Annotated in this window: 11 protein-coding genes; 9 read left to right on the top strand and 2 right to left on the bottom strand. The window is 60.8% G+C overall.

The window, feature by feature from the left end; all coding sequences use genetic code 11:
* The first annotated feature begins 24 nt into the window (after positions 1 to 24).
* From infB to N5D22_RS04070, 6 genes are all read left to right on the top strand, one after another.
* Entirely contained in the window at positions 25 to 2,760 is a 2,736-nt protein-coding gene (infB, locus tag N5D22_RS04095) for a translation initiation factor IF-2 (RefSeq protein WP_279654508.1), read from the top strand.
* 75 nt (positions 2,761 to 2,835) lie between these two features.
* A complete protein-coding gene (gene rbfA / locus N5D22_RS04090; protein ID WP_065656377.1) occupies positions 2,836 to 3,252 on the top strand; it encodes a 30S ribosome-binding factor RbfA in 417 nt (138 codons plus the stop codon).
* Between the two features lie 3 nt (positions 3,253 to 3,255).
* A complete protein-coding gene (gene truB, locus N5D22_RS04085) occupies positions 3,256 to 4,203 on the top strand; it encodes a tRNA pseudouridine(55) synthase TruB (RefSeq protein ID WP_279654507.1) in 948 nt (315 codons plus the stop codon).
* Positions 4,204 to 4,366: 163 nt separating this feature from the next.
* On the top strand, positions 4,367 to 4,636 hold the full coding sequence (rpsO, locus tag N5D22_RS04080; protein WP_003492949.1) for a 30S ribosomal protein S15: 270 nt from the start codon (positions 4,367 to 4,369) through the stop codon (positions 4,634 to 4,636).
* Between the two features lie 278 nt (positions 4,637 to 4,914).
* Positions 4,915 to 7,062 (top strand): polyribonucleotide nucleotidyltransferase, encoded by a 2,148-nt coding sequence (gene pnp, locus N5D22_RS04075; RefSeq protein WP_279654504.1) that lies wholly within the window; start codon positions 4,915 to 4,917, stop codon positions 7,060 to 7,062.
* A 133-nt stretch (positions 7,063 to 7,195) separates the two neighbouring features.
* Positions 7,196 to 8,212, top strand: a complete 1,017-nt coding sequence (locus N5D22_RS04070; protein ID WP_279654503.1) for a class I SAM-dependent methyltransferase — start codon at positions 7,196 to 7,198, stop codon at positions 8,210 to 8,212.
* 17 nt (positions 8,213 to 8,229) lie between these two features.
* Here N5D22_RS04070 and N5D22_RS04065 read toward each other — a convergent pair whose 3' ends face one another.
* On the bottom strand, positions 8,230 to 9,174 hold the full coding sequence (locus N5D22_RS04065) for an AEC family transporter (RefSeq protein WP_279654502.1): 945 nt from the start codon (positions 9,172 to 9,174) through the stop codon (positions 8,230 to 8,232).
* 480 nt (positions 9,175 to 9,654) lie between these two features.
* Between N5D22_RS04065 and N5D22_RS04060 the strand changes: the two genes are divergently transcribed.
* On the top strand, positions 9,655 to 10,647 hold the full coding sequence (locus tag N5D22_RS04060) for an adenosine kinase (protein WP_279654501.1): 993 nt from the start codon (positions 9,655 to 9,657) through the stop codon (positions 10,645 to 10,647).
* Here N5D22_RS04060 and N5D22_RS04055 read toward each other — a convergent pair.
* Positions 10,640 to 11,173 (bottom strand): SH3 domain-containing protein, encoded by a 534-nt coding sequence (locus N5D22_RS04055; RefSeq protein ID WP_279654500.1) that lies wholly within the window; start codon positions 11,171 to 11,173, stop codon positions 10,640 to 10,642. The two genes, N5D22_RS04060 and N5D22_RS04055, sit on opposite strands and share 8 nt — an antisense overlap.
* A gap of 180 nt (positions 11,174 to 11,353) precedes the next feature.
* Here N5D22_RS04055 and N5D22_RS04050 point away from each other — a divergent pair, with 180 nt between their 5' ends.
* The gene (locus tag N5D22_RS04050; RefSeq protein ID WP_279654499.1) at positions 11,354 to 12,358 is read left to right on the top strand and encodes a D-glycerate dehydrogenase; all 1,005 of its coding nucleotides are present in this window, start codon (positions 11,354 to 11,356) and stop codon (positions 12,356 to 12,358) included.
* A 47-nt stretch (positions 12,359 to 12,405) separates the two neighbouring features.
* Entirely contained in the window at positions 12,406 to 13,095 is a 690-nt protein-coding gene (locus N5D22_RS04045) for a hypothetical protein (protein WP_279654498.1), read from the top strand.
* Positions 13,096 to 13,149: the final 54 nt, after the last annotated feature.

Genomic DNA, 13,149 nt, shown 5'->3' with positions numbered 1-13,149 from the left:
CTCGTCCGAAGGAACGGGAACGGAATGACCGACAACAACGACGACAAGACACTCAACGCGCCTGCCAAGAAGACTCTCACCCTCAAGCCGGGCGGGATGAATCAGGGCACCGTGCGGCAGGATATGGGTCGAGGTCGCACAAACGCGGTTGTCGTGGAAACACGCAAGCGCCGCCCCATGCGTCCTGAAGACGAGAAGCAGGTTCATTCGGCCGCAGCACCGGCGCCGAAGCCGGCCGCTCCTGCCCCCGTGGCAGCGCCGCGTCCGCAGGCTCCGCAGCAGCGCATTCACCAGCCCAACAACCAGCAGCAGCGTCCGGGTTCGTCCCAGTCGCAGCAGCGTCCCGGCTCGTCTGCACCGCAGCAGCGCCAGCCCGAGCGTCCGCGCGGCAATGTCCTGCACGACCTGTCGGCAGGCGAGATGGAAGCCCGTCGCCGCGCGCTGATGGAGGCGCAGGCCCGCGACGTGATCGAAGCCAAGCAGCGCGCCGAAGATGAAGCGCGCCGCAAGGTGGAAGAAGAACGCCGCATCGCCGCCGAAAAGGAAGAGGCTGTACGCCGCGCCGCGGAAGAGGCCGAGGCCGCCAAGGTGGCCGCGAGCCAGCCCGCCGCGGAAACAAAGCCTGAGCCGGCCGTTGAAAAGCCGGCCGCCGTCGCTCAGCCGGCCCCGCGCGCCGAGGCTCGCCCTCAGCCAGCCGCCGCCCCTGCCCGCGCGGCTACCGAAACCGCCGCTCCGCGCGGACGCCGTACCGATGGCGACGACGAGGACGACCGCGGTGCACGCCGTGGCAACCTGCCGGTCCGTGGCAAGGTCACTGCGCCTGCGCCTGCGAAGCCCGCAGCCCGCCTGAAGACGGAAGAAGAACGCCGTCGCGGCAAGCTGACCGTCACCTCGTCCAATCTGGATGAAGACGGCACGCCGCGTGGTCGCTCCATGGCATCCATGCGCCGCCGCCAGGAAAAATTCCGTCGCAGCCAGATGCAGGAGACCCGTGAAAAGGTCATGCGCGAAGTGATCCTGCCTGAGACCATCACCATTCAGGAACTGTCACAGCGCATGTCCGAACGCGCCGTCGACGTCATCAAGTTCCTGATGAAGGAAGGCCAGATGATGAAGCCGGGCGACGTGATCGACGCCGATCTGGCGGAACTGATCGCCGTCGAATTCGGCCACACCGTCAAGCGCGTTTCCGAATCCGACGTGGAAGAAGGCATCTTCAACCAGGCAGACGACGAAGGCGAAATGCTGCCGCGTCCGCCGGTTGTCACGATCATGGGCCACGTCGACCACGGCAAGACCTCGCTGCTCGACGCCATTCGCCAGGCGAATGTCGTCGCAGGCGAAGCCGGTGGTATCACCCAGCATATCGGCGCCTATCAGGTCGAAAAGAACGGCCAGAAGATCACCTTCATCGACACTCCCGGCCACGCCGCCTTTACGGCCATGCGTGCCCGTGGTGCGCAGGCGACGGATATCGCCGTTCTGGTGGTCGCCGCTGACGACAGCGTGATGCCGCAGACGATCGAGTCCATCAACCATGCCAAGGCAGCGGGTGTTCCGATCGTCGTGGCGATCAACAAGATCGACAAGCACGAAGCAAATCCTGAAAAGGTTCGCCAGCAGCTTCTGCAGCACGAAGTGTTCGTGGAATCCATGGGCGGTGAAGTGCTTGACGTGGAAGTCTCCGCCAAGAAACAGCTCGGTCTCGACAAACTGCTTGAAGCGATCCTGCTGCAGGCCGAAATTCTCGACCTCAAGGCGGATCCGAACCGTACCGCAGAAGGTACCGTCATCGAAGCGGAACTCGACCGCGGCCGTGGTGCCGTCGCCACCGTTCTCGTGCAGAAGGGTACGCTGAAGCCTGGTCAGATCATCGTGGCCGGCGACCAGTGGGGCCGCGTTCGCGCCCTCGTCAACGACAAGGGTGAACACGTCAAGGAAGCCGGTCCGGCCATGCCTGTCGAGATTCTCGGTCTTTCCGGAACGCCGTCTGCAGGTGACCGTTTCGCGGTTGTCGAAAACGAAAGCCGTGCTCGCGAGATTTCCGAGTACCGCCAGCGTCTGGCACGCGACAAGGCTGTCGCACGTCAGACGGGCCAGCGCGGTTCGCTGGAACAGATGATGAGCCAGTTGCAGACTTCGGGAATGAAGGAATTCCCGCTGGTCATCAAGGCAGACGTGCAGGGCTCGGTCGAAGCCATTATCGCTTCGCTCGACAAGCTCGGCACCGACGAAGTCCGCGCTCGTATCGTTCACTCGGGCGCTGGCGCCATCACGGAATCGGATATCTCGCTTGCCGAGGCCTCCAACGCCGCGATCATCGGCTTCAACGTTCGCGCCAACGCACAGGCACGTACGGCTTCCGAACGCGCCGGCATCGAGATCCGCTACTACAACATCATCTACGATCTGGTGGATGACGTGAAGGCAGCGATGTCGGGCCTGCTTTCGCCGGAACGTCGCGAGACCTTCCTCGGCAATGCCGAAATCCTCGAGGTGTTCAACATCACCAAGGTCGGCAAGGTCGCGGGTTGCCGCGTCATCGAAGGCAAGGTGGAACGTGGTGCGGGCGTGCGTCTGGTTCGCGACAACGTCGTCATCCACGAAGGCAAGCTCAAGACCCTCAAGCGCTTCAAGGACGAAGTCTCTGAAGTGCCGGTCGGTCAGGAATGCGGTATGGCCTTCGAAAACTACGAAGACATCCGCGCCGGCGACACCATCGAGTGCTTCCGCGTCGAACACATCACGAGAACGCTCTAAGCGTTCTCGCCGCAAAACAGGAATTTACTGTCGGGCGCCGGCTTACCGGCGCTCGCTCCGTTTGAGGCATAACCAATGGCAAAAGCTACATCATCGGCCCCTTCCCAACGCATGCTGCGCGTCGGCGAACAGGTGCGCGCCGCCCTGACCCAGATTCTCCAGCGCGGCGAAGTCCGCGACGATCTGATCGAAAGCACCGTCATTTCCATCTCGGAAGTGCGCATGTCGCCCGATCTCAAGATCGCCACCGCTTATGTGACGCCGCTCGGCGTTGCCGACCACACCGATATCATCAGCGCGCTCAACCGCCATGCAAAGTACATGCGCGGCCGTCTCGGCCCGCAGCTTCGGCAGATGAAATACATGCCGGAACTGCGTTTCCGCGACGATACGAGTTTCGATAATTACCAGAAGATCGACGCGCTTCTGCGCTCGCCCGAAGTGCAGCGCGATCTTGGACCTTCGAACGAAAAAGACGACGAACAGAACTGAAGCATGTCCAAACCACGCAAACAGCAAAACCGCAAACCCAAGGGTCGCCCGATTTCGGGCTGGCTCATTCTCGACAAGCCGCTCGATTTCGGCTCCACCGAGGCCGTTTCCAAGATCAAGTGGCTGTTCAATGCCCAGAAGGCGGGCCATGCCGGCACGCTCGATCCGCTGGCCTCGGGCATGCTGCCGATCGCGCTTGGCGACGCCACCAAAACCGTGCCCTACGTGATGGACGGCCGGAAGATCTACGAGTTCACCGTCACCTGGGGCGAACAGCGCGCGACTGACGATCTGGAAGGCGAGGTGGTCGAGTCCTCCGATCTGCGCCCGGACGAGCAGACGATCCGCGATATCCTGCCCAATTATACCGGCGTGATCCTCCAGACACCGCCGCAATTTTCCGCGATCAAGATCGCCGGCGAGCGCGCCTATGATCTGGCGCGCGACGGCGAGACGGTGGAAATCCCGGCGCGCGAGGTGGAAATCCATCGCCTGACGCTGCTTGCCTGCCCGGACGCCAATACCGCGCATTTCGAAGTGGAATGCGGCAAGGGCACCTATGTGCGGGCGCTGGCGCGCGATATGGGCCGCGATCTCGGCTGTTTCGGCCATATTTCGGAGCTGCGCCGCACCATGGTCGCCCCTTTCGGCGAAGACATGATGGTGCCGCTCGAAACCTTGACGGCGCTGGAAGCCGTGGAGGATCGCGACGAACGGCTCGCGGCGCTGGACGCCTTCCTGATCGATACGGCCGAGGCGCTTTCCGCCCTTCCCCGCCTCATCATCAACGACGATCAGGCCCACCGGCTGAAGATGGGCAACCCCATCCTGCTGCGCGGGCGCGATGCACCCGCCAATCATCCGGAAGCCTATGCCACCGCGCATGGCAAGCTCGTCGCCATTGGTGAAATCGGCGAAGGTGAATTCCGGCCGAAGCGTGTTTTCGGCTAAGCCAAGGCTCAAGAGGCGCTGTCAATCGCCTCTTTCAATTGCACCCGGAATAGTTTATAGGCAGCGCCAGCTTGGGCTTTGCCTATGCTGCTGAATGGCCAGAGCTGGACGACATCCCGGCTTTAGGCGTCCCATTTTTCCTTAAAACAGAAAGGATCGTCCGATGTCGATTACTGCAGAGCGCAAAGCCGCCCTCATCAAGGAATATGCCACGAAGGAAGGCGACACCGGTTCGCCGGAAGTTCAGGTCGCAATCCTCACCGAGCGGATCAACAACCTGACCGGTCACTTCAAGGACCACAAGAAGGATAACCACTCCCGTCGTGGCCTTCTGACGCTGGTTTCGAGCCGTCGTTCGCTTCTCGACTATCTGAAGAAGAAGGACGAAGCCCGTTACTCCAAGCTGATCGGTGCTCTCGGCATTCGCCGCTAATAACGTCTCCGGCGGGCTTCTCAACGATGCCCGCCGGTTTTTATATCCGGCCTTTTCAGGCCACAGAAATTTCCGGGCGTTCGCCGCTGATGTGGCCCCCGGACGATAAGGGCGACCCGGATGGGCCGGCGCCGCCTTTTCAACCGCAGACCTGTCATGGGGCAGGATTGCCGGATGCTTACTTGCCGGAAGCCTCCCGCTGTCTTGCCCGTGATTGCGTCACAGCGCTGCCACCGCCGGCACGATGCCGGCGCGGCAGCCACAACCAAGGACAAGATATGTTCAATCAACACTCCGTGGAAATCGAATGGGCAGGCCGCCCGCTGAAGCTCGAGACCGGCAAGGTTGCCCGTCAGGCTGACGGCGCCGTCATCGCAACCTACGGCGAGACGATGGTTCTCGCGACCGTGGTTTCCGCAAAATCTCCGAAGCCGGGCCAGGACTTCTTCCCGCTGACCGTCAACTATCAGGAAAAGACCTACGCAGCCGGCAAGATCCCCGGTGGCTACTTCAAGCGCGAAGGCCGTCCGAGCGAAAACGAAACGCTGGTTTCGCGCCTGATCGACCGTCCGATCCGCCCGCTTTTCCCGGAAGGCTACAAGAACGACACGCAGGTCGTCGTCACCGTCATCCAGCACGATCTGGAAAACAATCCGGACATTCTGTCGATGGTCGCCACTTCGGCTGCGCTGACCCTTTCCGGCATTCCGTTCATGGGTCCGATCGGCGGCGCACGCGTTGGTTACATCAACGGTGAATACGTTCTGAACCCGCATCTGGACGAGATGGAAGAATCCACGCTCGACCTGGTTGTCGCCGGTACCTCCGACGCCGTTCTGATGGTTGAATCCGAAGCCAAGGAACTCAACGAAGACGTCATGCTCGGCGCCGTCATGTTCGGCCACAAGGGCTTCCAGCCGGTTATCGACGCGATCATCAAGCTCGCCGAAGTTGCCGCCAAGGAACCCCGCGAATTCGAACCGGAAGATTTCTCCGCGCTCGAAAACGAAATGCTGGCGCTCGCCGAAGCCGAACTGCGCGACGCTTACAAGATCACCGAAAAGGCAGCCCGCTACGCCGCCGTTGACGCCGTTAAGGCGAAGGTGAAGGCCCACTTCCTGCCGGAAGAAGGCGAAGCCAAGTACACGCCGGAAGAAATCGGCGCTGTCTTCAAGCACCTTCAGGCGAAGATCGTCCGCTGGAACGTCCTCGACACCAAGAGCCGTATCGATGGCCGCGACCTGTCGACCGTTCGTCCGATCATCTCGGAAGTCGGCCTGCTGCCGCGCACCCACGGTTCGGCGCTGTTCACCCGCGGTGAAACCCAGGCGATCGTTGTTGCGACCCTCGGCACCGGCGAAGACGAGCAGTATGTCGACAGCCTCACCGGCATGTATAAGGAACGCTTCCTGCTGCACTACAACTTCCCACCCTACTCGGTCGGCGAAACAGGCCGCATGGGTTCCCCGGGCCGTCGCGAAATCGGTCACGGCAAGCTCGCATGGCGCGCTATCCGCCCGATGCTGCCGACTGCGGAGCAGTTCCCCTATACGCTGCGCGTCGTTTCCGAAATCACCGAGTCCAACGGCTCCTCGTCGATGGCAACGGTTTGCGGCACCTCGCTTGCACTGATGGACGCCGGCGTTCCGCTGGCCAAGCCGGTTGCCGGTATCGCCATGGGTCTCATCCTCGAAGGCGAGCGTTTTGCGGTTCTCTCCGACATCCTCGGTGACGAAGACCACCTCGGCGACATGGACTTCAAGGTTGCGGGTACGGCCGACGGCATCACCTCGCTGCAGATGGACATCAAGATCGCCGGTATCACCGAAGAGATCATGAAGATCGCTCTGGAGCAGGCACAGGGTGGCCGCAAGCACATCCTCGGCGAAATGGCCAATGCCATCACCGAGAGCCGCAGCCAGCTCGGCGAATTCGCACCGCGCATCGAAGTCATGAACATTCCGGTCGACAAGATCCGTGAAGTCATCGGTTCCGGCGGCAAGGTCATTCGCGAAATCGTCGAAAAGACCGGCGCCAAGATCAACATCGAAGACGACGGCACCGTCAAGATCGCTTCCTCTTCCGGCAAGGAAATCGAAGCGGCCCGCAAGTGGATCCACTCCATCGTTGCAGAACCGGAAGTCGGCCATATCTACGAAGGCACGGTTGTCAAGACCGCCGACTTCGGCGCGTTCGTCAACTTCTTCGGCGCCCGCGACGGCCTCGTTCATATCTCGCAGCTCGCTTCCGAGCGTGTCGCCAAGACCTCTGACGTCGTCAAGGAAGGCGACAAGGTCTGGGTGAAGCTGATGGGCTTCGACGAGCGTGGCAAGGTTCGCCTGTCCATGAAGGTTGTCGATCAGGCAACCGGCAAGGAAGTCGCCGCCGACAAGAAGAAGGAAGACGGTGAAGCCGCTGCCGAATAAGGCCGCGCCACCAGACCCTATCGAGGCGCGGGTTTTGCCCGCGCCTTTTTTTCGTTTTGTTATCGTTTACCTTTTCGGGAAACCGGTTTCCGCTTTTCCCTGACAAACTCCATCCTACCTCGAGGACGCTCCCATGAGCCGTGACGCCGTGAAAACCCTTTTCCATCCCTTCGCTTCGGACATGCTTGCCATGCCGGAAGAAGGCGAACGCGTTCTGTTTCTGGGAGCGGAAGCCGGTCCGCGGCTGGATGGTTTCGACGCGGAGATCGTTGCGGTCCAGCATCTCCGGCCGCTCTATCGCGCTCTTGAAGCACAGGGCTCCCAGGTCACCCCTGATGTTTCGGGCGAGGATTACGATGCGGCGCTGCTGCTGTGTGGCAAACATCGCGGCGAGAATGAAAACCGCGTCGCCGAGGCGCTTTCGCGCGTGAAGGCGGGCGGGCTGATCGTCGCGGCGGGCTCCAAGGAAGACGGCATTCTGACGCTGCGCAAAACGCTGGCGAAGCTCGGCATCGAAGCGGAATCGACGCCGAAATATCACGGCGTCGCGCTCTGGTTCAAACGGCCGGACGATATCTCGACCGTTGTATCGAAACTTGCTCAAAAGCCCGTCACGGTCGAAGGTCGTTTCACCGCTTTGCCCGGCATGTTCTCCCATGACCGCATCGATGATGGCTCCGAGCTGCTCGCATCGCGCCTGCCGACCGATTTCGATGGCAATGCCGCCGATTTCGGCGCGGGCTGGGGTTATCTCTCCATCATGCTGGCGGAAAAATCGCCGCGCACGGCCCGTATCGACCTTTTCGAGGCGGACTGGAACGCGCTGGAATTCGCCAAGACCAATCTTCTCGAAAACAATCCGCGGCTGACGACGCGTTTCTTCTGGCAGGATCTTGCAAATGAGCCGCCGAAGGAAAAATACGACCTCATCATCATGAACCCGCCTTTTCATGCGGCGGGACAGGCGGCGGAGCCGGCCCTTGGTCAGGCCTTCATCAAGGCTGCGGCCGGTGCGCTGCGCAGCGGCGGCAAACTGTTGATGGTCGCCAATCGCGGGCTTCCCTATGAGCCGGTGCTGGCGGCGGAATTCCGCACGTCTGACGAGGTGGGCCGCAATGCCCGCTTCAAGATCCTGAGCGCCCAGAAGTAATCAACACCCCACAATAATCAGCTCAGCAGCCATGCCCATAGCGACACGGACAGAACGCCGGTCGCCGTGGAAATGCTGATGGTGGACGCCGCAACACTGTGGCCGATGCCGAAGCGGTTGGCGATCAGCCAGGCATTCACGCCCGTCGGCACCGACGAGGTGAGCACAAGGGCTGCTGTCCATTCACGGCTGAGGCCGAGCGCGTGGCCCATGGCCCAGACGCAGGCGGGCAGAAGCAGCAGTTTGAACACGGTCATGGTGACGGCAATGCCCAGATTGCCGCGGATGGTATACTTCGTCAGCGCCATGCCGAGCGAGATCAGCGCCGCCGGTCCCGCCATCGAGGCAATCTGATCGACGACAGTTTTCAGGATGGGCGTCAGGGCCACGCCGGAAACATTGGTCGAAAGCCCGATGGCAAGGCCGATCACCAGCGGATTGGTGACGAGATTGCGACCCACCTGCCTGAACACCGCAGCCATGCTTCGCTTTTCGCCGCCGACCGCTTTATGCGTGGCGTTTTCCATCAGGATCGTGCCGGCGATCATCATGACAGGCAGGTGGATGGCCAGCAGGATGGAAAGAGCCACCAGCCCTTCATCCCCCACGGAGCGTCCAACCAGCGGCAGGCCGATGAAGATATTATTCGCAAAGGCCGAGGAAATGCCGGCAATGACGGCGATGCGGACATCCTGCTTGAAGACATAACGGGTGACGATATGCCCAACCGTCCAGGTGACGGCTACGCCGGCAAAATAAGTAATCCAGAGCCGGAAGGGCGATGCGCCGTGAAAATTGGCTTCCGCGAGCGTGCGGAAGATCAAGGTCGGCACGGCGATCTTGAACACGAAGTCGCTGAGGATATCGCCGGCATCGGCCCTGAACAGGCCAGTCTTGACCGTAAGCCAGCCGATCAGGATGAGAATGAAAATCGGGGCGACATTCGCGGCAACGGCAGACATGGAGGGAAAGCTTTCGCGGCTTTTGCGGGAGATACTCCGCTTTAGAGCCTTTTCGGCGCGAATGGAATCGCGAAAGCGCTCTGCATCTTTGTTTTCATGAAATCGGGTGCGCGAGACGTGGAAAAGCTGGTAAGCCGCCTTTGATGGGAGCCCTGCCCGCCACCCGTGCAATCCCGCAGGCCGAGGCCAGCCAAAAGAAAAAGCGGGGTCTCCCCCGCCTTTTGTGTCCGTTATATGCCGCCAGTACATCCGTGGCGGAGATAACGGTTGAGCCAGAAGACCGTCATGTCTTCCATTCCGGTACGCATTCACACACCTTTCGCTCTACTGGAAGGAATAACTTAACCACATTACAGGCAGATGACGCGTTTTCGCCCCATCCCGAGAACCCCAAATTTTCTGTTTGGGCTTTTCTTGCCGCCAGAAATGTTTAAGACCTTTCAAAAAATACGCACACCCCGTGCGAAACGGATAGGGCCCATGACGAAATTCGACGTACTGACTGTCGGCAATGCCATCGTCGACATCATTTCCCGCTGCGATGACCGCTTCCTCAACGACAATGCCATTACCAAAGGGGCGATGAACCTCATCGATGCGGAGCGGGCCGAGCTGCTTTATTCGCTGATGGGGCCGGCTCTCGAAGCTTCCGGCGGCAGCGCAGGCAACACGGCGGCGGGCGTCGCGAATTTCGGTGGCAAGACCGCCTATTTCGGCAAAGTTGCCGAAGACCAGCTCGGTGAGATCTTCCAGCACGATATCCGCGCCCAGGGCGTCTATTTCGAAACGAAGCCGGAAGGCACGTTCCCGCCAACCGCCCGTTCGATGATCTTCGTGACCGAAGACGGTGAGCGTTCCATGAACACCTATCTCGGCGCCTGCGTCGATCTCGGCCCGGAAGACGTGGAAGATGACGTCGTGGCGCAGACCAAGGTCACCTATTTCGAAGGTTACCTGTGGGATCCGCCGCGCGCCAAGGACGCCATTCGCGAATGCGCCCGCATTGCCCATGAAAATGGTCGCGAAGTCTCCATGACGCTGTCCGACAGCTTCTGCGTCGGCCGCTACCGCGAAGAATTTCTCGACCTGATGCGCTCCGGCACGGTGGACATTGTTTTCGCCAACAAACAGGAAGCGCTTTCGCTTTACGAAACCGACGACTTCGAGCTGGCACTGACCAAAATCGCCACCGACTGCAAGATCGCGGCAGTGACGATGAGTGAAGAAGGCGCGGTCATCCTGCGCGGTACGGAGCGTGTGAAGGTCGAAGCCTATCCGGTGCATGACGTGGTCGATACGACGGGCGCCGGCGATCTTTTCGCCGCAGGCTTCCTGTTCGGCTATACGCAGGACCGGTCGCTCGAAGATTGCGGCAAGCTCGGATGCCTTGCCGCCGCCGCCGTCATTCAGCAGATCGGGCCGCGCCCGATGTCATCGCTGAAGGCGCTTGGCGAGAAGCACGGCCTTATTTAAAGGCTTCACCGGGGTAAGCGCCCCAGATTTCGCCCTGCGAAACCCAGCCCGAGGCCTGACCGGCCTCGGCGCGGCACCAGTCGCCGTTGCATTCGCCGATCCTGAAGACGACGCCAGGCTCAAGCCGCGCCACAACGGAGGCGCCCGACTGCGCGTCACGGCGCATGTTTACGTAGACTTCCTTGCCCTTGCCGCGCATCCACGGAGCTGCGACAGCCGTGCGCTCACCTGACAGCAGCGCCTGGTTGACCCAGCCTTCCGTACCGTCGGCATCGCGGATGCGCCGCCAGTTTTCATATTCCTGGATGATTTCGACCGGCATTCCCGATTTCAGATACATCCATGACACGGCATAATCCGTGCTCGGCCCGATGCGCATATTGACGCGCTTGGATTTAAGGCTGACAAAACGCGGCAGCGGCAAGCCGCTTGCGCCTTTTGCGGCGCCCTGCGCCATGGCGTCGGTTGCCGCACCGAGGAGGCCCAGAGACAATGCAATGCAAACGATAGAAACCACACTGCGCATGCCCATTTCCGTTTCCCGCCTTCTGCAAACCGGATGATATTTAAGGAGGCGCGGTTCCACATGCCTCAAGCTTCGGCGAGTTTTATTTGTCTTCGCCGGTGGGTCTGGTAGAAACGCCCTGATTGAAAGAAATTATCGCTCTTTCTGGTTAATGACTTCTGAACAAGGCAGCGGCAAACGATGACCCACAAGAAGAGACCGACAGTCTATATCACCCGCAAATTGCCTGACGTCGTCGAAACCAGAATGCGCGAACTCTTCGATGCCGAGCTGAACATCGACGATACGCAGCGAAGCGAAGACGAGCTTGTGGCGGCGATGCAGCGAGTCGACGTTCTGGTGCCCACCGTCACCGACCGCATCACCGCCGCCATGATCGAGAAGGCCGGACCGCAGCTGAAGCTGATTGCGAGCTTTTCCAACGGCATCGACCATGTGGATGTGGACGCCGCCGCCCGAAAGGGCATTACCGTCACCAACACCCCAAACGTGCTGACCGAAGATACCGCCGACATTACCATGGCGCTGGCGCTTGCCGTGCCGCGCCGCATGATCGAAGGCACACGCGTGCTCGCCAATGGTGCAGACGAATGGCTGGGCTGGTCGCCGACCTGGATGCTCGGGCGGCGCATTTCCGGCAAGCGCATCGGCATTGTCGGCATGGGCCGCATCGGAACGGCGGTGGCGCGGCGTGCCAAGGCCTTCGGGCTTTCCATTCATTATCACAACCGCAAACGCGTCAATCCGGCCACCGAGACGGAGCTTGAGGCGACCTATTGGGACAGCCTCGACCAGATGCTGGCGCGGGTCGATATCGTTTCCGTCAATTGCCCCTCGACGCCTGCGACCTATCACCTGATTTCAGCACGACGGCTGGCGCTGATGCAGCCGACCAGCTATATCGTCAATACCGCGCGCGGCGATATCATCGATGAGGCGGCGATGATCCAGTGCCTGCGCGAAGGCAAGATCGCCGGCGCCGGCCTCGATGTCTATGAGAACGAGCCCGCGGTGAATCCCAAGCTCATCAAGCTTGCCAAAGAAGGTAAGGTCGTGCTGCTTCCGCATATGGGTTCTGCGACGATCGAAGGCCGTATCGAGATGGGTGACAAGGTCATCATAAACATCCGCACGCTGTTCGACGGTCACCGCCCACCGAACCGGGTGCTGCCGGGACGGAGCTGAGCCAACTCAGGCAAATCTTGTCTGCTCGTCACATGGAGATGCGTTCAATGGGAATCCAGGCGAAGTTTTTGCTACTTGTCTCCGCCCTGCTCATTCTGGTCAGCGGCCCGGCCCGGGCTGCTTCGCCCTCCCCTGAAGAGACCGCGGAGCTCTATTATCGCGCCTGGCTGAATTTTGATCGCCCCAGCATGTCTCGTTTGAACAGGGAATGGGGATCTTCGGGCAGCGGTCCGCGCTACACCGATATGGAACTGGTTGCAGACCCGGTCGCGTGGCAGCGCAAGAACAGGGGCATGCATTCACCCAAGGGAACCACGAACGAACAATCGGAGCAGTTCGCAAAGCTCTGGGTCGCCAGCACGGAGCGGGTACGCTGTAAGGCCGAGCCCGCGCGTATCGGCTCGCAATCGCCGTCGGGCCTTTTTGTGGCGCGGGTAGAGGTGAACTGCTCGCTGCCGGATGTCGGGCCTGCGTTTCAGCGGCTGAAGGCAGCCGCAAAGGCGGATGATATTGGCGATAGAACCCGCATGCCTTCCGCAGAACTCATGAAACAGATGATCGAGGCCACGAAGGCGGCTCCGCTCACCCACAGGGTCACGACGGAAATCCATCTCGTCAGCGGGCCGGATAAAAACATCTGGCGGGTCGGGTCGACAGACGTTCAGCCCCAGACGGGTCTTGACCGAGTCTCTTCTGTCTTTCTCTCCCAGATGCTTCAGTCCGGTCTTTTGCGATAGGCTCCGCAATTGTTGCGGGATGTTTGTCGACCAACTCGGGACCGATGCTGCCGG

The sequence above is a fragment of the Agrobacterium sp. GD03872 genome (assembly GCF_029840625.1).
GTDB classification, from domain to species: Bacteria; Pseudomonadota; Alphaproteobacteria; order Rhizobiales; family Rhizobiaceae; genus Agrobacterium; species Agrobacterium fabrum_A.
The sequence above is the reverse complement of the archived record's forward strand: the minus strand, read 5'-3'. Positions and strand labels throughout refer to the sequence as shown.